The following is an 18929-nucleotide window of genomic DNA, read 5'->3' on the forward strand; positions in this document are numbered from 1 at the left end:
GACAACGAAACATTAGTCTCCAGTCCTCGGCCATTCGCCTAAATAACAAGGGTTGAGTTTTTGGATACTCTTAGTCCCTCGCTGACGGAACTCTGGTCCCGTGTGAAAGCTGTAAGTCCCGTTCGTGCCAATTCCTGAATTCCGTATGGGCGCAGCAAAGCGATGAGTGCCTCAATCTTTTCCGATTTTCCGGTAGCTTCCACTGTAATGGACTCTCTCCCCACATCGATGATGGAGGCTCTAAAAGGATGAATTAAGTTATTCACCTCTGCCCTCTGGGCCGGCGGAACAAAAACCTTTATCAACACAAGCTCTCTTGCCACAATGGGCTGATCCGTAATGTCGTTCACCTTAATGACATCAATCTGCTTATGCAGTTGTTTTGTGACTTGTTCCATAACTCGAGAATCATCGGTTCCGATGACGAATGTCATACGCGACAGACCGTCAACCTCCGTCGTCCCGACGGTAATACTCTGGATGTTGAAGTTTTTTCGAAGAAACATACCGGTAATGCGATTTAAAACACCAGGATGATTGTTCACAATCGCACTGACAATGCGGCTCATGGTTTCACCCCCACCATCTCGTGCAGGCCTTTACCAGGCGCAATCATGGGGTACACATTCTCCATCGGTGCGATGCGACAGTCAATTAACACGGGGCCACCAATTTTCATGCTCTGCTGTAAAGCAGCTGCAGCATCCTCTTCAGAGTCCACTACAAACGCCGGAATGCCATAGGCCTCGGCCAGCTTAGAAAAGTCAGGCTGCTTGGGAATCAAGGAGTGCGAGTAGCGCTCTTTGTAAAACAGTTGCTGCCACTGACGGACCATTCCCAGTGCTGCATTGTTTAAAATGACAACCTTGACAGGCAGGTTGTGATCAACCAGTACCGACAGTTCCTGCATGGTCATCTGAAAGCCGCCGTCCCCTAATAGGGCAAACACAGGCTCATTCGGCAAACCAATTTGTGCACCCACGGCTGCCGGCAGTCCAAAGCCCATGGTTCCCAGACCGCCCGACGTGACCCATTTATGAGGATCCCGAAAAGGATGAAACTGTGCAGCCCACATCTGATGCTGTCCCACGTCCGTGACAACAACACCGTTCCCATTGGAAATGTCGTGAACCAGTTCGACAACGCGCTGGGGTTTCAGACCTGTGCCATCCTCCACATACCAGAAGGGGTAAGCTTCCTGCAAATTTTGCAGTTTTGTCCGCCAAACCGATATGTCGCCGATTTGTACCGATTCTTCCATGAGCATACTCAGGGATTCCTTGGCATCGCCGACAATTGGAATTTGCGTCGGAACATTCTTTCCAATCTCCGACGGATCAATATCGACGTGCGCAACCGTGGCTTGAGGTGCGAAGTGTTCTAGATTTCCAGTAAGTCTGTCATCAAACCTTGCACCGATATTGATGAGCAAATCAGCTTCGTACAACGCCGTATTGGCCGCATATGTGCCGTGCATTCCGCCCATGCCAAGCCACAGCGAGTGTCCTCCTGGAAACGCCCCGAGCCCAAGTAATGTGTTCACTACGGGGATGCCGTAAAACTCCGCAAACTGTAACAACTCTTCACTGGCTTTCGCATGAAGAACGCCAGCTCCAGCCAGTATCACAGGGCGCTGCGCTTGTCTGATAGCATTGCTCAATTTCCGGATTTGCAAGCGATGAGGAACGGTCGTAGGTTGGTACCCTCTTAGCTGCACAGGCTTATCGTAGTCAAACTTGCCCTCTGCAGCGGAAATGTCTTTTGGCAGGTCAATCAAGACTGGGCCAGGACGGCCGTGTGTGGCAATGTGAAATGCTTCCTTAATTGTTCGAGGGAGTTGTTCAACATCCCGGACTTGATAATTGTGTTTCGTAATCGGCATTGTGATTCCGACTACCGAAGCCTCCTGAAAAGCATCGGAGCCAATCACGGTAGTAGCCACCTGCGCAGTGAACACGACGAGGGGAAGGGAATCCATCATTGCATCCGCAAGTCCCGTCACCAGGTTAGTGGCCCCTGGTCCCGAGGTAGCAAGTACAACCCCTGGCTTCCCTGTGACTCTTGCATATCCCTCAGCTGCATGAATGGAGCCTTGTTCATGGCGGCTTAAAATGTGAGAAATTCCTCCATCGTACAGCGCATCATAAACATTTAACATTGCTCCTCCAGGATATCCAAAAACCACTTCGACACTTTCTCTTCGCAGTGATTCCAGCAGCATGTGAGAGCCGTCCAAAGTGGTCCTCTCGGACTTCTTCTCGCTGGTCCTCTCAGGCTGCTGAAGGCTTGTATTCATAAGAGATTCCCTCCTTCTCCTGATAGATTGATACGTCCTTTACGGTGACTGTTACACGCCGGCCTCTACCTCTCGCGACTCTGGATAAATCTCTGCACCGTCACGTTTTGCTGCCAGTCTGAACGCCTGTAACAGGCGGTGTGTATGGTACCCAGGAGTGCCATCACCGATAACGCGTCCATCGACCTTCACAACCGGAACGATTTCAGCAGCGGTCCCCGTGAGAAACACCTCATCTGCCGTGTACACATCGTGACGAGTAAACGGCTCCTGCCGAACTGTGTAACCAAAAGACTGTGCAATGTCGATAACTGCAGCTCTCGTAATGCCCTCAAGGGCGCCGATGTAACTCGGAGGGGTCAGAAGGTTCCCGTTCTTTACCAAGAAGACATTTTCACCCGATCCTTCTGCAACATAGCCCTCTGTGTTCAGGGTCAAAGCCTCGCTGACACCTGCGTTGTGAGCTTCTATTTTAATTAAAATATTGTTCAAGTAATTCAGAGATTTCACGGTAGGGCTGAGAATGTCCGGCCTGTTTCTCCTTGTAGCCACGGATACAATGTCAATTCCGCGCTCGTACAGTTCCTTTGGAAACATCGCAAGTTGTTCTGCCAGAACAATAACCTGGGGCGTTTGGCACGTAAACGGATTGAGACCCAAATCTCCTTTTCCGCGTGTTACGACCAGGCGAATATAGCTGGTTTCGAGTTCATTTTTGCGAAGGATTGTAAGAATAATCTCTTGCAATTCTTCCAGAGAGTATGGAATATCAATTAAGATTGCCTTGGCTGAATCGTATAGACGAACTAAGTGCTCACGCAGCTTAAAGACCACTCCGTCGTATGCGCGAATGCCTTCAAAAATCCCGTCTCCATACAATAGTCCGTGATCGTACACTGAAACCGTTGCGTTCTCTTTGGGCATGTACTCACCGTTGATAAAAGCCCATTGCGTCATGATAATCACTCTCCTGGAAAAATCAACTTAGTCCTCGTGTATTGCTAGGTGAAGACAGTCTTTCGGTTCTTAATTTTTCAGAATTTTACGACTAATATTTGTGTGGGAACACACATAAGACTTCTGCAAATCCTGTCAATCCCTGTGGTTACGGGACGTTGTAGGTTTGTCGGTCATTGTATTATCCGGTTTCGGCACTGTCAATAGGACGTTCGCAAAGAAGAGCAGAGGAAAACGCTTACCAACACAGGAAGTAAACGCTTACTATATTGCTATGACTGCAGATTTAGAATTTACAAAATTTTTTGTTTGAAACTAGGCGGGTACCCGGGAGGCAGGGGATGCTGCCACATATTTTTAATGAAACTGTCACACATTAAGAACCAAGTCAGATGGAGAAACCCTTTTGTGGGCGTTTGGGTTTTCTAAATTGATAATGCTGATGAGTACCAGTGACCGCTGGCTGACTCTCTGCAGAATCTTAAATTGGAGGCGCCGTTGATGGACGATAGGGTAGAAGACAACGAAGTAACGGAAAGCGATGTAGACACAACTGAGCAAAGTGCCTTTGATGAAGAAGTGGACCATCAAATCAGTCGAATGATGGGGGAAGGCGGCGTCGCGCCACCGGTGCAACCAAGACCCTGGAAAACCTGGAAGCAGGACAAGAAGCAACTGAAAGCTGATGATGACGAAGCACGTTTTCAGTAGAGTTTTGTAACGCACACATGCACTTGCCCCATCTGGCAAGTGCATGTTTTGCTAGCGTCAAATCCGTTTTCACAGGCGGGATCTGTACCACACAGCCGGCCTATTTCTCTGAAGGCAGTTTTGCCGTAAGACTGTGCCATGTGTTGGGCCCGACAATTCCATCGACGCCAATGTGCACGTTGCGCTGAAACCGTTTGACCGCGGCACCTGTTAAAGGACCGAAAATTCCATCGATAGCTCCCGGTTGGGTACCATAATAGCTCAGCAGGTACTGAAGGTCGGTGACTTGCTGGCCGCGGGACCCGTGCTGGAGCAGAGGACGACCTACAGCAGTCTGAGACAGCAAATGAGTCCAGGTAACCGGACCCACAATTCCGTCCATAGAGATTTTTTGCTGATGTTGAAAATCTCTAACAGCTTGAAGTGTATCCGGGCCGAAGATTCCGTCAATCCACCCCGGATGCAATCCCGCGCGGTACAACAGGATTTGAACATCCTTCACATGAATGCCGGTGTCACCGTACAGCAGCATCGGGTGTGATGCACTCGGGGAAGAGGAAGACTGTCCAGAGCCGCCGCTATGCCCGGGCTTTGCGGAATTACCGGGACCCCACACTTCCCGGAGTGCCGACACTGTGCCTTTGTAGACATCGAGATCGACCGGGCCCTTGATTCCGGCAACACTGCCTTTGTTGGAGTATTGCCAGAAAGTCCAGTCGCTCCACTGTTTTACATCTGCCGGACTTGAAACCTCCCAGTTTGCAATCCACAGGGGCGTTGACACTAACTTGTCCGGAAGATAGGTATTTGCAAAATAGGGCGAAACATAAATGAGCGGTGTGCGGTGAATCTGTGCCTCAAGTTCCTCGACCCAGGCGTCGACCCATGCCCCCAAGTCCTCTGGAGACAAACCGCCGTTATCTTCCAAATCAAGGACAGGCGGAAGGTCACCAGAGTCTGTCTGTTTCAAGAGGACAGACACAAAGTGGCTGACTTGCGCTTTGGCGTCAGATGCGCTTGGACGCGCAAAATGATATGCTCCTCGCAAGACACCTTCTGCTTTTGACTGCTCAAAGTTTACGGTAATATCCACATCGGTGTAATTTGTTGACTCTGTAGCTTTGATAAACGCAAAGACAATTCCAGACTTTTTCACCTGTCCCCAGTCGATGCTTCCCTGCCAATGAGAGACATCCATTCCTTTCGCACTGTCATTGTTCTTACCCTGCATTTTGGCACCCTCCTATCGCTGTACTTATATGACGGTGTAAACTTGACTGCAACGGACAAGCGCAGAGCATGGCGCGTATCCTCACATTTTCTTCACACCGCCAAAGAAACAAATGCTTCGACACGCATTTGAAGGGGACCCGTTTTTGCTATGGACTCCGTTTCTAGTATCTGCAAATTTCCAATTGGAAGTGTATGATAGAGGCAGATTGTTCACTTGTATGGGGGAAGGTCGAATGAAATACACCATCTCTGCACTGTTAACTACGGCTCTGTGCTCAACCTTAATGACAGGCTGCAACGCAACACAGCCTGTACCATCCACTGCTAATACAGCGACGAACACCACAGCAAATATTATGGCAAAAACAAACCTCCAGCCAACGGCTGTAGAAAAACGCACAGCCCCGGTTCGGCCTGCGCATCCCCCAAAACCTCCGTTGCCAAGCACAGTGTCAGGTCCTTTGCCTGACCCGTACTGGATTGCCGATCCGAAGAACTACGAAGTTGATGCGCATAAAACAGTCAACGAACACGTACCCGTACCGATTCTGGAATACCACGAAGTCAACTATTGGCCGGGGGACGCAGCCACTTTAAAACCAGGACAATTCAAACAGGAAATCAAGTGGTTACATCAAGAGGGATTTCACACGATTAACCTAGGACAGCTTTACGGAGCGATGTACTTCGGATACAAATTGCCAAAACGCCCGGTTGTTTTGAATTTTGACGACGGCTATGAAAGCACATATCTGAAGGCATTCCCGATTTTAAAAAATTACGGGTACCAGGGCACGGTCTTTATGGTCAGCGGATTCGTGTTGAACAAGCCCAACCGTGCTGTTAGATTCCCCAAATTAACGGCCAGTGAATTGCGAATCATGCAGCAAAGCGGCTTGATAGATATCGAATCGCACACAGTCCACCACACAAACTTGGACACCGTTTCGCTAACACGAGCCAAGGCAGAACTGACACAAAGCAGCCGTTCTCTGCAACGAGTCGTCCATCACCCGATGAAGTTCTTCTGCTATCCCTACGGTGGCTATACAAAAAGCGAATTGACAACAGTAAAACAGGCTGGTTACATCTTAGCGGTTACGGAACATGAGGGATATGCGAATGCGCGCCAAGGTGCAGTTACGCTCGACCGTATACCAGTGCTGGACTATACAACCATGCAACAGTTCAAAGCCAAACTTCAGCCCTCACTGAGGTGATATGATGTATAAGCGACAGACCATTTTGATTATGACAGTTGCAGGCGCCGCAGCGGGCCTGGTCGGTTTTCGAATGATTTCAAGGACTCATTTTAGGGAACAAAACAATACTCAGCAATCGAATCCAAGCTCTGAATCAAACGGGGTGTCACCTAGCAGGCTTCCCGGCAATTTAGCAGCCATGTTGTCACCGCTGCCAAAACAACCGCAGTCTGACACAGGCAATACTACAGAGAGAAATACTCAGGAACTTCAAAAGATACTTCATCAACGTGTGCGCATTCAATGGTCCCTCAACCAACAGTATCTCCTCGGAAAGAGTCTGTTTTTCCAGCACAAGTACGACTCTGCCATCAAAGCTGAGAACAAGGTCATTGAGCAGAGTCCGGAGTTTTACAAAGCCTACAACGTCAAGGGTATTGCACTGTGTTACAGCGGGAAGTATCAGGAAGGTATGAGCAGTATTGAGAAGGCCATTTCAATTGCTCCCAACTATGATTATGCCAGGTTCAACAAAGGACTGGCCCTCGAACTCTATGGACACTATGACCAAGCCCTAAAGGTTTACCATCAAACCATCCCGATTGCTTCGCACAATTGGAAGATGTGGAGCTATTACGGCATTGCAGCAATTTACGGTCGTCGGGGAGACGTAGCTGACACAGTAAAATACCTCCGTCAAGCAATTGCAATGGACCCAAAACACGTACGGTCAGTTGCTCGAACAGAAAGTGATTTTAACAAGGTGCGAAACAGCACGCAGTTTCAACAACTTGTGAAGCAGAGATGAAGGAACCGCCGGGACGACAAGCCGTGTCTCCTGCAACTGTTCCAAGTTTGCCGCTTTCACCATTCCCAAGCCTCCGCAACAGCATCAGGCTTCGCGAACAGATGTCTCTCTGCTGACGAAGCCTGATGTGTTTCAGCCTGTCACGGTTCTAAGCAAACTGTTCTTGTTCTGTCGATCCCGTTAGCGCTGTGGTAGACGACATCCCCCCCGCAATTGTCTGCGCCACATCGTCAAAGTACCCTGTGCCGACCTCTCTTTGGTGCTTCGTCGCAGTGTATCCATACTGTTCGCTGGCAAACTCCCGTTGCTGCAGTTCAGAATAGGCAGCCATCCCCTTGTCCTTGTAACTTCGGGCTAAGTCAAACATACTGTGATTTAGAGCATGGAATCCTGCCAAGGTTACAAATTGGAACTTGTACCCCATTTCGCCTAATTCATCCTGGAATGTGGCGATTTCAGCTTCACTCAATTTCTTCCTCCAATTAAAAGAAGGTGAGCAGTTATACGCCAAAGGTTTGCCGGGGAACTTCTCATGAATCGCTTCAGCAAACTTTCGCGCTTCGGCGATATTCGGTTCAGCTGTTTCACACCAAACTAAATCCGCGTAGGGGGCGTACGCGAGACCTCGGGCAATAGCTGCATCAATCCCCCCCCTAATCCGGTAAAACCCTTCTGTCGTGCGTTCTCCCGTCATGAACTCGTGGTCTGCCGGGTCAATGTTACTTGTTAAAAGAAAGGCGCCATTGGCATCCGTTCTGGCAACAATTACAGTGGGAACGTCCATGACGTCCGCAGCCAACCGCGCGGCAACCAAGTTTTTCACCGCTGTCGTTGTCGGCACCAGCACTTTGCCGCCCAGGTGTCCGCATTTTTTCTCAGAGGACAGTTGGTCCTCAAAATGCACCCCTGCAGCACCGGCTTCAATCATCTGTTTTGTCAGTTCAAACACGTTTAAGTGACCTCCGAAACCCGCTTCAGCATCAGCAACGATAGGAGCGTACCAGTAGGTGTCATGATTTCCTTCTATGGTCTGAATCTGATCGGCCCGCTGCAACGCCTGGTTGATACGCTTGACAACACTCGGAACGCTGTTGGAGGGATATAAACTCTGGTCAGGATACATGTTTCCTGACAAGTTGGCATCTGCAGCGACCTGCCACCCGCTCAGGTAAATCGCCTGCAACCCGGCTTTTACTTGTTGGACTGCCTGATTTCCCGTCAATGCGCCCAATGCCTTGATATGTGGCTCCGTATTGATGAGTTTCCACAGTCGCTTTGCGCCCATTCGTGCCAAAGTGTATTCAATTGTAATGCTGCCGCGGAGTCTCACGACGTCGTCGATGCTGTATGGACGAGTAATTCCGTCCCAGCGCGGATTTGTCTCCCAATCTTCTTTCAGTTCTATCTGTGCTAATTTGTTCATCTACGATTCCTCCTTGGTTTATTCATTGGCTAAAGCACAACTGCCCGCCTCGCTGTACACCATTTGCCGTGGCAGGTCCAAAATTCACGTAAGAAGTTCGTATCCCTTAAGCGTCAAAAACTCCTCCAGTTCATCGCTTTTTACTAGATTCCACAGCAGCATTGCCGCTTCTTCATAGCGACTCTCCTGGTATTTCTCGCCCATGCTTGCGGCTAACTTGGCTAACTCCGTGTCAATGACGGAGCGTACAAGCCCGAGCGTGACACTTTCACCGTCTGTCATTGTGACACCAGGAAAATGCGTCCACTGCCACAATTGGGCTCTTGATATTTCCGCAGTAGCTGCATCCTCCATGAGGTTATTGATGGGGACTGCTCCGAACCCCCGCAGCCATGCCTCTGTATATTCCAAGCCAACTCGCACATTCGTCTGTACACCTGACTCTGTAATTTCACCTTTTGGCGCAGTCAGCAAATCTGCTGCGGAAATGGACAGATTCTCTAATCCCTTGTTCAGTTGATTCGCTCCGGGCATCTGTTCATCAAATACTTCCATGGCCACAGGTACCAGCCCAGGGTGTGCTACCCATGTGCCGTCATGCCCATCCCGCGCCTCACGCTCCTTATCAGCACGCACTTTATCCAGCGCTTCCTGGTTCAAAACAGGATTCGACTTAATTGGAATTTGTGCAGCCATCCCGCCAATTGCGTGAGCGTTCCTGCGGTGGCAGGTCTTGATGGCCAGCAAAGAATAGTTGTGCATCATGTCCGTCGTCATGGTGACAAGACCTCTATCAGGCAAAAGGGATTCCGTTTTTCTTCTCTGCTTCTTGATATAACTGAAAATGTAATCCCATCTTCCGCAATTAAGCCCGGCAGCATGGGAACGCAGTTCATATAGAATCTCATCCATTTCAAACGCCGCTGGTATAGTCTCAATCAGGACAGTCGCACGAATGCTTCCGAACGGGATACCCAGGTTTGCTTCCGCATATGTGAAGACATCGTTCCAAAGACGTGCTTCCACATGGCTCTCCAGCTTAGGAAGGTAAAAGTATGGGCCTGACTGCCTGCGTAAAAGTTCTTTCGCATTGTGGTACAAATACAGACCAAAATCGAACAGACTGCCTGAAACAGGTTCTCCGTCCACTGTCACGTTTCGCTCGAGAAGATGCCATCCGCGTGGTCGCACAATCAACACTGCTGGGTCTTGTATGAGTACGTACTCTCTCCCGCTTTCGTTTACATACCGAATTGTCCGACGAACGGCGTCTCTAAGGTTTGTTTGCCCTTGCACTGAATTGTTCCATGTTGGCGAGTTTGCGTCTTCAAAGTCGGCCATGAATACGCGTGCGCCAGAATTCAGTGCGTTGATAACCATTTTCCTGTCGCTGGCCGGACCTGTAATCTCAACCCGCCGGTCACGAAGGTCCGCTGGCACCGTTGGAATCGTCCAGTCACTTTGACGAATGGCCTCCGTTTCGGTGAGAAAATCCAGTTGCTCCCCAGCATCCAGTCCATCTTGCCGCTCCTTCCTCTGCTGCAAGATGCTGTTCCTGCGCGCTTCAAAAGTCCGATGCAGTCTGGAAACAAAGGCCAGTGCATCCTGCGTAAGAATCTCCTCGAACTCAGGTGTCATCCTCCCATGAATCTCAATGTTCGCTAGTTCCGACGTCATCTCGGTACTCTGCAACTCTCTCCCTCCAAGCCGTCTACGATGGATTTGTGTTGTTTCGTGTCAGCAACTCGTGTTGTAATACACATGATTATATATGTATTCTGTTATATTACAATATGTCAAAAAGAAAATTTTTATTTTTCAGAAAAACACTTCACATTCCTTCTCCAACTGTTATATAATATATAAACAATATAAACATCTGTTATATAATAAAAATGAGGTGATGACGTGGAACGGACTGTCACAATGAATTTTGAAGAGAAGAATTTGACACGAGTCCAGCGGCTGATGCATCGCTGGCAAACATCTGAAAGACGACATGGAAGTCGGCAGCGAAGAATCAGAATGCAGTACCAGCAAGCACTGACGGACTGTACCTGTGTAGAATGCGGTTCAGAGTTCTCCGTTCAACGAGAAGGTGCCCAATACGTTTGTGACCGCTGTGCATCGGATAACGTGTAGGAGCATCGACCAAGACTCACCTCATTGATGTGATTGACCGAAATTTGTTTCACTCACCCTAATTTCCAGTCCAAGTGTGCAGCGAAAGGGCTGCACACTTGGATTCTTTGAGGACTAGTTCCCTCCATATGCACATTTACCCTGCGCAGATGTAATCACATAGAACAGGCGGCCCAAGCCAGTGTTGCAGAAATTGGGCAGCCTGTTTTTTTAAGTGTATTGTGGTTGCAAAATCACATCTATTCCCGTATTTTCTTGGTCCTGTTATGATACAGAAAATGTGTTTTGGAAATGGGGAAGAGTATGCAGCAGATTGTAAATCTTCACAACATATCGTGGAAAAAGGAAGGAAAGCAGATTCTTCAAGACGTCTCATGGACCGTCCAAAACGGCGAACACTGGGTCATCGTTGGTAATAATGGATCCGGTAAAACCAGTCTATTGAATTTACTCCATGGCTACGTCTGGCCTTCAACAGGAAGAGCAACAGTCCTGGGACATCACTTTGGACAAAGCAATATGCAAAATTTGCGGGAATCCTTAAGCTTAGTGAGCACATCCGTGTCTGAACGACAAAAATCAGGTCACCCAGAAGACAGCGCCTTGGAAGTGGTCATCAGCGGTTTATTTTCGTCGATTGGTGTTTACCGCGAAGTCGACCCGGAAGATATTGAAAAAGGCTATTCTGCCCTCGCTTTGTTCGGTGTACGACAGTTCTCGGACAGACTCTTTCAATCCTTGTCTCAAGGGGAGCAGCAGCGTGTTTTACTTGCCAGAGCGTGGATAAGACAGCCGCAATTGATGATTTTGGACGAGCCCTGCACGGGCCTCGACATAAAGACACGAGAAGACCTGCTCAGTGCCGTAGAGCAGTTGGGACGCCAGCAAAACGGCCCCAGTCTTCTCTATGTAACCCATCACATTGAAGAAATTATGCCAGCCTTTACGCACGTATTAGCCTTAAAAGACGGAAAAGTCATCGCATCGGGTGACAAGCACAGTGTGTTAAACGATGAGACTCTAAGTTCCCTGTTTGACCTTCCTGTTGCAGTCTCCTGGTCAGGGGATAGACCCTGGATTCAAGTAAAGTCCTGATGCTTCATCAGCATGGATAGTTAAGAACACCAATGCTAACAAGTTTTTCCGCCTTGCCTTTTGAACTATTTTTGATAGTCCGTTTGTGCTATCATAATTCTGTCGGGGATATCTTTCACATCCAAGGGTATTCCTTGCTTCAATTTGATTGTTCCTTGGAGGAGAGGCAACTTGATTAGAGATACGTTGGCTAGGTTAGAAAAGGCAATTGGTGAACTTGCAGAAATCAATTCTGCACTCGATGTAGCATCCATCGTAGCCATAACTGACGTCAGAGGAAATATAACATTTGCCAACTCCAAATTCTGTGAGATCTCTAAATACAGCATAGATGAACTGCTGGGACAAAACCATCGAATTATTAATTCCGGGTATCACTCCGAAGCATTTTTTAAAGATATGTGGAAAACCATTGCACATGGTGAGATATGGCGCGGAGAGATTAAAAATAAAGCTAAAGACGGTACCTTCTACTGGATGGACACGACTATCGTTCCACTATTAAAAGAAGACGGAAAACCATACCAGTACGTCTCTTTTCGAATAGATATTACCGAACGAAAGCAAACCGAAGAAACACTGGATACGCTCATTTCCACCATGCCGGACGTAGTCGTCTTTAAGGATGCAGAGGGACGATGGCTCAAAGCAAATCGGGCAGCCCTCGAATTATTGAACTTGGGTGAAGAGACTTACCAAGGGAAAACAGCTCTGGAACTGGCGGAACTGAGCACCGATTACAAAGGGACATTGCTGGAGCTTGAGGAAGCCGACAGTCCAGCGTGGCAGGCTGCGGAAACGATGGATTCGGAGCAGGAAATTGTTCACTCCAACGGTCGCGTTCAAATTTTCTCCATAACGCGAGTGCCGGTCTTTCAAAGTGACGGCAAACGCGGCGGTATGATTGTCATTGGCAAAGATGTCACAGAACAAAAGCAGACAGAGGAATTCTTGAGGCGCTCGGACAAGGTAGCTCTCGTCGGGCAGTTGGCCGCGGGTATTGCTCACGAAATTAGAAACCCTCTAGCAGCCATCAAATGGTCCATTCAGTTGTTACAAATGGACGGAACAGAAACCGAAGCCCAGAGTCACGAACAGTACGACATGATTATGTCTGAACTCGATCGGGTCGATGGAATTGTGGGTGAACTGCTCTTACTGGCGAAGCCACACGAAGTTCATTACGAGAATATGAAAGTGCATCAAATTACGAAAATGGTTGTCACCCTGATGCAGTCACAAGCACGCCGGAATCACGTCGAGTTGGAAATGCGTTTGGCAGAGAATCTGCCGGAGATTCGTTGTGAGCCAAACCAGTTAAAGCAGGTTTTGGTGAATTTGATTAAGAACGCGATTGAGGCTATGCCCACAGGCGGAAAGGTAGAAGTCACAGGTGATTTGCTGACCGATGACAGAATTCGCCTCAGAGTAAAAGATGAAGGCTGCGGGATTCCACAAGAAGAAGCCAATCGCCTTGGGGAACCCTTCTTCAGCACGAAAGACAAAGGAACCGGGCTGGGACTGATGGTTAGTCACCGTATTATTGAAGACCACCAAGGACGGCTCGATATCACCAGTGAAGTTGGAAAAGGGACCATCGTAGATGTCATTCTACCCACAGCTACGGCCTTCGAAACTGCGATTTGAATCGCTTTACCAAAAGAGCACACTCGGAACTGATAACTTGAGCTACCGGCAACTGCTCTGTCCGCGCCACATTGGTTAGCGCTTCATTGGGTGTCAAGCCTAGTATAAGTGTTCGAGAATTGAATAAAGTGCAACTTTCGCGGAAAGCTCGTGACGCAGTACTTCCATCCATCTCATGGCATCGGCATTTGATTCTGTGTCCGAGAAGGGTACCCAGTCACGGGCTTTCAAAGCGTCTGAATACAGATGATTCGGCGGCTCAATAAAAGGCGAAACAAACACGATGTCATTCTCGTCTAACGGTGCTCGCTTTAGCAGTTCTGTCGTCTCCAGGTGATGCGCACGGCTGCGCTGATCTCCTATACCTGCCATGACAATCGGACTGACACGCAAACCGGCCTCTTTTAAATAGGAAATGGCCGCCAATGCCTCCTCTGCCGTACCTGGTTTGTTTAGGAATTTTCTCATCTCGTCTTGCCCGCTCTCCAAGCCGACATAGACCATATCGAGACCCGCATCTCGCAGCGCAACCAGCTCTGCTTTTGATTTGCGTTGGATGTTAAAAGTGTCCATGAAGGTAGCAAACCGAACGGCCACAGACCCCAATTCGCGGTGTATCTGCTCAAACGCTCTCAACAGTCGTGCAAACGGCACCACCAAAGCATTGCCGTCCCCGAGAAACACTCCGCTTCTGTCCTGCAGACTCTCTGCAAAAAACGACCGGATTTTAGACAGGTGTTGCTGCAATTCACTCTCGTTCTTGATATGAAAAGGCCGATCGCGGTAAAAATCGCAAAACACGCACCGATTATATGAACAGCCCTCGGTGAGTTGCACAACAACAGACTGGTACTCTCCAGGAGGCAGGATGCTCACCGGCAAGTAGATGCTCCGAAATTGGGCTTGGTCTTGAGCAAGTCTCTCCGGATTCCAATTTTGTACCCGTTTCAGCCACTGAGCGGTCGTTGCGTCAAGACCAATCGATGACGACGGGTGCACTATCCGATACATGTCTTCCAAGAAACCTGTCTTTGTCCGCATGTCTAGTTCCTTATATGTCCGACTGTGGCTGTCTTCTCCACTGTCAGTAACTTCAACCATACGATGGTCAAGGCCGCGGCGAACCGTCCTGTGACGGCTGGACAGCATTTTAAACCGTCCCGTTCTATCAAAGTTCACGACTTGACCATTTGTGTAAACTTGAAGCGTTCTCTCGCGGACCTTGTATTGAACAGTGTGTGTATCCACCGCTGCACCCCCATGTTTCCACCTGACACAGACCTATTTTACTCGAATTACAGTTCTCCCGCGCACGGTTCCGTCCAGAATGGACGGCCCAACAGTAAGAACTTCAGTCAGAGAAATTTCCGATGTCAGCCGTTCCAGCACGGTTTGGGGCATTTCGTCATGTAGTCGTTTCCATGCTTCTTTACGTGTTTCAATTGGACACATGACGGAATCAATCCCCTGCAATCCAACGCCCCGAAGAATAAAAGGAAACACACTGGTTGGCAATGTGATGCCGCCGGCAAGTCCACAGGCAGCAACCGTTCCCCCGTATGTTGTACCTGCCAACAGTGCGGCCAAGGTGTCCCCTCCAACTGTATCAACCGCTCCGGCCCATCGCTCAGATTCCAGCGGACGCGTTGGGGCATCAAAGCGACCAATGACCTCGGCTGCGCCTAAAGCCTTTAGAAAATCTGACTCTTCCTGCCTTCCCGTAGACGCATATACCTCGTATCCATTGGCTGCCAGCAGAGCAACAGCGACACTGCCAACTCCGCCGGACGCACCTGTTACAACGACGGGCAACTCTTTTGCAATCCGCCTCTGTTCCAAAGCCATGACGGAAAGCATGGCTGTCAGCCCCGCCGTGCCATAAGCCATGGCATCACGGTGCGTCATGCCCCCTGGCAGCGGCACAAGCCACTGACTGCTGACGCGTGCCAGTTCACTGTAACCACCCCAGTGACGCTCTCCTACCCCCCATCCGGTCAAAATGACTTCATCGCCAGGATACCAGTTTGGAGACTGAGATTCTTCTACGGTGCCGGCAAAGTCTATTCCCGGAATCATCGGATACTTCCTTACCACCTTGTTCTTGCCCGTTAACGCCAAGCCATCTTTGTAATTTAAATCTGAATAGGCTATTGAGACGAGCACATCTCCTTTCGGCAAGTCCTCCGATGGAATCCGTTTCACATCGGCCGTCACCCGGCCGTTTTCTGACTGCGTCAAGAGCACAGCGCTGAAATCCGGTTGCATAGCCTTTCCTCCTTCTTCCGGTCATTTGGGTCCGTTCCACTTACCACATCTGTCTGGTAGATTCACCCTGACCGTCTTCAGTTTCTGAGGAGCCCTCAGAGCCGCCTTTCTCCTCTACTCTTTGGCTGCCGTTTGCCTTGATTTCGACATTTGCTCCCATCGCACTCTCTATCTTCGCCTTCCAAAATCTTTCGAAGCGGCGAATGTGTAGTTTATGCGCCATGCGAATCATTGGTCCGATGGCCATTTGCGCGCTGCCGAATACAAACAACCATGTTCCCAAGTAAGTCCAGTGTTTGTAAAAGAACATGACACTGCCAACCAAGAACCAGAGGGCCAAAAGCAAATCATTTAGTATGTGCAGGTTCTCATATCGGTCGTGAATAATGACCCTTTTCGCCTTGAAGTCAATTTGAATCGTTTCATCCCCGTTGTCAATCTCCATGTCTTGCTGCACAGAACGTCCCTCCTTTGCCATGGCAACCATATCTCTTCCAGCACAGTCTTAGGTGTATCCGTTAACGTTCATAGTAGCATTGCATACCTCATTCATTCCAGCTATTTCACCGTTTCTAAGTCTTCCAACCGAAAATGCAGTCCTATTCTCATAATAGTCAGAACGGACTAGTACATTCTCGCCTTATGAAAGACACCTGTTGGCCTTACCATAAAATCAAAAGATATATCATCAAAATAAGTATCTCAGCTAGGCAGTATTTGACCGAACCCACTGAACGAGAGGAGGCTGTACGATGGATGCTGATGCAGGAGTCCTGGAAACGGTATCTACAACGTGCAGTTTTTGCGGCACAGGATGCGGCTTGGAAGTCACTCATCAAGATAATGCCATCGTAACCGTTCGCGGCGATAAAAGTTCACCTGTGAACCATGGTGAAACGTGTGTAAAAGGATTGCAAGCCTGGAAATACGCTCAATCACCTAACCGTTTAAGATACCCTCTGGTACGAAAAGAGGGCGTACTTACGAGAGCAACATGGTCTGAAGCCATATCAACAATCGCAGCTTCCATTAAAAGAAATCTCAGCAGACACACAGCTGATGCGTTTGGTTGTCTCAGCTCGTCCAGAGCCACCAATGAGATGAACTACGTGGCCCAAAAGTTCATGAGACAAGTCATTGGCACCAACAATATCGACAGTTGTAATCGAACTTGACACGCTCCAAGTGTCGTCAGTTTGACGACTGTATTCGGTACTGGCGCAGACACCAGCTCTTATGTCGATTTCGAAAACACTGACCTCATTATTGCCTGGGGCAGTAATACCCAGGAAGCACATCCTATTATTTATAACTGGATGCGCAGAGGACTTAAAAACGGTGCTCAGTTAGTTTTGGTGGACCCTCGTAAAGTTACAATGGCCAGTCAGGCAACTCACTGGCTACCAGTGAAGCCTGGCACCGATATTGCGCTTGCAAATGCGATGGCTCATGTCATCATCGAAGAGAACCTGTACAACAGGGACTTCGTTAAAAAATCGACCAGAGACTTTGACGCGTACCGGCAACATGTTGCTGAGTATACACCGGAATCTGTCTCAGACCTAACTGGTGTTACAGCTGATGAGATTCGCACCGTGGCACGCCTCTACGCAAAGGCACCCCGTGCCGTCATTGCCTGGACGCTGGGCATTACAGAACATCATAATGGTTCTGATAACGTCTACTCGCTCATTAGTTTAGCTCTGTTGACTGGACACATCGGACGTCCGGGCACTGGTTTGATGCCCTTGAGAGGACAAAACAATGTTCAAGGGGGCGCCGACATGGGAGCTCTCCCTGACAAACTCCCAGGATACGGAAACGTAGAGGACCCTAAGGCGCGCCAGCGCTGTGAAGCAGAGTGGAATGTAACCTTACCAGGTAAAAAAGGACAGAACCTCTCTCAGATGTTTGAGTCTGTTCATTCAGGTGACATTAAATTTATGTACATTGTAGGTGAAAATCCAGTTCAATCTGATGCCAATTCGGCTGCTATTGAAGCAGCTTTAAAGAGTCTGGATACGCTGGTTGTCCAAGAAATGTTCCTGACGAAAACGGCTGAGTTGGCAGACGTCGTGTTGCCTGCAGCAGGTTGGTCAGAAGTAGACGGTACCTATACTAACAGCCAGCGCGGGGTGCAACGAGTCCGAAAAGTCGTCTCGCCCCCCGGAGAAGCAAAGGATGATATCGAAATTTTTCAGATGCTGGCTCAAGAACTGGGGTATAACTGGAATTATAGGTCTGCTGAAGATGTATGGAATGAACTGCGACGCGTGTCTCCGATGCATTACGGAATTACCTATAATAAATTGGAACGAAGACGGCAGGTACAGTGGCCGTGTCCGGATGTCGACGGAAAGGATACAAAACGTCTGCATACCGACTTGCACGACGCGTCAAGCGGGCGGCGGGTACCCTTTGTTCCCGTATCCTACGAACCGCCTGCTGAGCCGGTAGATATCAACTTCCCGTTTGTCTTAATTACTGGACGAAGGCTGGCTTTTTATAACACTGGTGTCACGACCAGTGATTACGGACCAACGGTCAAAGGTCAGGAGGAGTATCTGGAGATGAATTCAGACGATTTGGCGTCATTGAATCTGCAGAGCGGAGATACCGTGCACATCTCATCCAAGCGAGCTACATTAGCTGTACCTGTCCGGCCATCGAAGAAAATGCAGCCTGGTCATGTGTTCATGTCGTTTCACTTTCCCGACCAAGTGAACACAAACCTCTTGACCAACGATTTCACAGATAAGAATTCAGGTGTTGCTCCTTACAAGTACACGGCGGTTCGAATTGAGCCGATTGCTAAGTGATGTTACACATTGGCTAGTCTCCTCCTGGAGGCACGAAACGACTAGGACATTGTGAACGAACTCGGGCTCGCCCCTGGCAGCCCGAGTTTTCCTTTCATTTCATTAACGATCCCGTACGCTGAGCTGACAGCGACAACAAGTACGTGACCCGATAAACAGATGTTCTACGAACCTCGGCTTGTTTGCATTTCTTGAGACAGAAATCACTAGTCTTATGTTACTACCACAATCGGTAACAATAGAGGTTTTCGCTCCACTGACTCCAGTGTATCATCGACGTTAGTAAAGTCCATGAACAAAGATAAGCAGCCAAAATCCGGATGCCAGCAAC

Annotated in this window: 16 protein-coding genes and 1 pseudogene; 8 read left to right on the forward strand and 9 right to left on the reverse strand. The window is 48.9% G+C overall.

The annotated features are described in order from the left end of the window. Positions 1 to 38: 38 nt before the first annotated feature. Genes ilvN through ilvE form a run of 3 tightly spaced genes read right to left on the reverse strand, consistent with a single transcriptional unit; the run spans position 39 to position 3256 of the window. On the reverse strand, positions 39 to 569 hold the full coding sequence (ilvN, locus tag GI364_RS17125) for an acetolactate synthase small subunit (RefSeq protein WP_198850446.1): 531 nt from the start codon (positions 567 to 569) through the stop codon (positions 39 to 41). After that, positions 566 to 2296 carry an acetolactate synthase large subunit gene (ilvB, locus tag GI364_RS17130; RefSeq protein ID WP_198850447.1) on the reverse strand — a complete coding sequence of 577 codons (1731 nt, stop codon included), beginning with the start codon at positions 2294 to 2296 and terminating at the stop codon, positions 566 to 568. The genes ilvN and ilvB overlap by 4 nt, the downstream gene beginning before the upstream one ends. A 51-nt stretch (positions 2297 to 2347) precedes the next feature. Further along, the gene (gene ilvE / locus GI364_RS17135; protein WP_198854082.1) at positions 2348 to 3256 is read right to left on the reverse strand and encodes a branched-chain-amino-acid transaminase; all 909 of its coding nucleotides are present in this window, start codon (positions 3254 to 3256) and stop codon (positions 2348 to 2350) included. Positions 3257 to 3754: 498 nt separating this feature from the next. Between ilvE and GI364_RS17140 the strand changes: the two genes are divergently transcribed. Beyond that, a complete protein-coding gene (locus GI364_RS17140) occupies positions 3755 to 3964 on the forward strand; it encodes a hypothetical protein (protein ID WP_198850448.1) in 210 nt (69 codons plus the stop codon). A 100-nt stretch (positions 3965 to 4064) separates the two neighbouring features. Here GI364_RS17140 and GI364_RS17145 read toward each other — a convergent pair whose 3' ends face one another. After that, entirely contained in the window at positions 4065 to 5195 is a 1131-nt protein-coding gene (locus tag GI364_RS17145) for a GH25 family lysozyme (RefSeq protein WP_198850449.1), read from the reverse strand. A 235-nt stretch (positions 5196 to 5430) separates the two neighbouring features. On the opposite strand from GI364_RS17145, the gene GI364_RS17150 reads away from it, so the two are divergent. Together GI364_RS17150 and GI364_RS17155 are read left to right on the forward strand one after the other, a co-directional pair. Then, on the forward strand, positions 5431 to 6417 hold the full coding sequence (locus tag GI364_RS17150) for a polysaccharide deacetylase family protein (RefSeq protein WP_198850450.1): 987 nt from the start codon (positions 5431 to 5433) through the stop codon (positions 6415 to 6417). 1 nt (position 6418) lies between these two features. Continuing rightward, positions 6419 to 7207, forward strand: coding sequence for a tetratricopeptide repeat protein (locus tag GI364_RS17155; protein WP_198850451.1), 789 nt, complete (start codon positions 6419 to 6421; stop codon positions 7205 to 7207). A 148-nt stretch (positions 7208 to 7355) separates the two neighbouring features. Here GI364_RS17155 and aceA read toward each other — a convergent pair whose 3' ends face one another. Together aceA and aceB are read right to left on the reverse strand one after the other, a co-directional pair. Then, positions 7356 to 8630: an isocitrate lyase gene (gene aceA / locus GI364_RS17160; protein WP_198850452.1), complete on the reverse strand. Its 1275-nt coding sequence runs from the start codon at positions 8628 to 8630 to the stop codon at positions 7356 to 7358. An 84-nt stretch (positions 8631 to 8714) separates the two neighbouring features. Continuing rightward, positions 8715 to 10307 (reverse strand): malate synthase A, encoded by a 1593-nt coding sequence (aceB, locus tag GI364_RS17165; RefSeq protein WP_198854083.1) that lies wholly within the window; start codon positions 10305 to 10307, stop codon positions 8715 to 8717. Between the two features lie 231 nt (positions 10308 to 10538). Between aceB and GI364_RS17170 the strand changes: the two genes are divergently transcribed. The 3 genes from GI364_RS17170 to GI364_RS17180 all read left to right on the forward strand — a co-directional run bounded on the left by GI364_RS17170 (position 10539) and on the right by GI364_RS17180 (position 13514). Continuing rightward, positions 10539 to 10772, forward strand: coding sequence for a hypothetical protein (locus tag GI364_RS17170; RefSeq protein ID WP_198850453.1), 234 nt, complete (start codon positions 10539 to 10541; stop codon positions 10770 to 10772). A 303-nt stretch (positions 10773 to 11075) separates the two neighbouring features. Next, positions 11076 to 11867 (forward strand): ABC transporter ATP-binding protein, encoded by a 792-nt coding sequence (locus tag GI364_RS17175; protein ID WP_198850454.1) that lies wholly within the window; start codon positions 11076 to 11078, stop codon positions 11865 to 11867. A 171-nt stretch (positions 11868 to 12038) separates the two neighbouring features. After that, a complete protein-coding gene (locus tag GI364_RS17180; RefSeq protein WP_198850455.1) occupies positions 12039 to 13514 on the forward strand; it encodes a PAS domain S-box protein in 1476 nt (491 codons plus the stop codon). Positions 13515 to 13613: 99 nt separating this feature from the next. On the opposite strand, the gene GI364_RS17185 is transcribed toward GI364_RS17180, so the two are convergent. From GI364_RS17185 to GI364_RS17195, 3 genes are read right to left on the reverse strand one after another with little or no spacing between them, the layout of a single operon-like run. Next, on the reverse strand, positions 13614 to 14762 hold the full coding sequence (locus tag GI364_RS17185; protein WP_198850456.1) for a radical SAM protein: 1149 nt from the start codon (positions 14760 to 14762) through the stop codon (positions 13614 to 13616). A 33-nt stretch (positions 14763 to 14795) separates the two neighbouring features. Then, entirely contained in the window at positions 14796 to 15779 is a 984-nt protein-coding gene (locus tag GI364_RS17190) for an MDR family oxidoreductase (protein ID WP_198850457.1), read from the reverse strand. A gap of 40 nt (positions 15780 to 15819) precedes the next feature. Next, positions 15820 to 16236, reverse strand: a complete 417-nt coding sequence (locus GI364_RS17195) for a YrhK family protein (protein ID WP_233095840.1) — start codon at positions 16234 to 16236, stop codon at positions 15820 to 15822. A 295-nt stretch (positions 16237 to 16531) separates the two neighbouring features. Here GI364_RS17195 and GI364_RS25475 point away from each other — a divergent pair. Together GI364_RS25475 and fdhF are read left to right on the forward strand one after the other, a co-directional pair. Then, positions 16532 to 16702 (forward strand): annotated as a pseudogene (locus GI364_RS25475) (hypothetical protein); the annotation flags it as partial. Then, positions 16691 to 18598 (forward strand): formate dehydrogenase subunit alpha, encoded by a 1908-nt coding sequence (fdhF, locus tag GI364_RS25480; protein WP_370541866.1) that lies wholly within the window; start codon positions 16691 to 16693, stop codon positions 18596 to 18598. The pseudogene GI364_RS25475 and the gene fdhF, both read left to right, overlap by 12 nt. Positions 18599 to 18929: the final 331 nt, after the last annotated feature.

The sequence above is a fragment of the Alicyclobacillus sp. SO9 genome, from assembly GCF_016406125.1.
Classification (GTDB): domain Bacteria; phylum Bacillota; class Bacilli; order Alicyclobacillales; family Alicyclobacillaceae; genus SO9.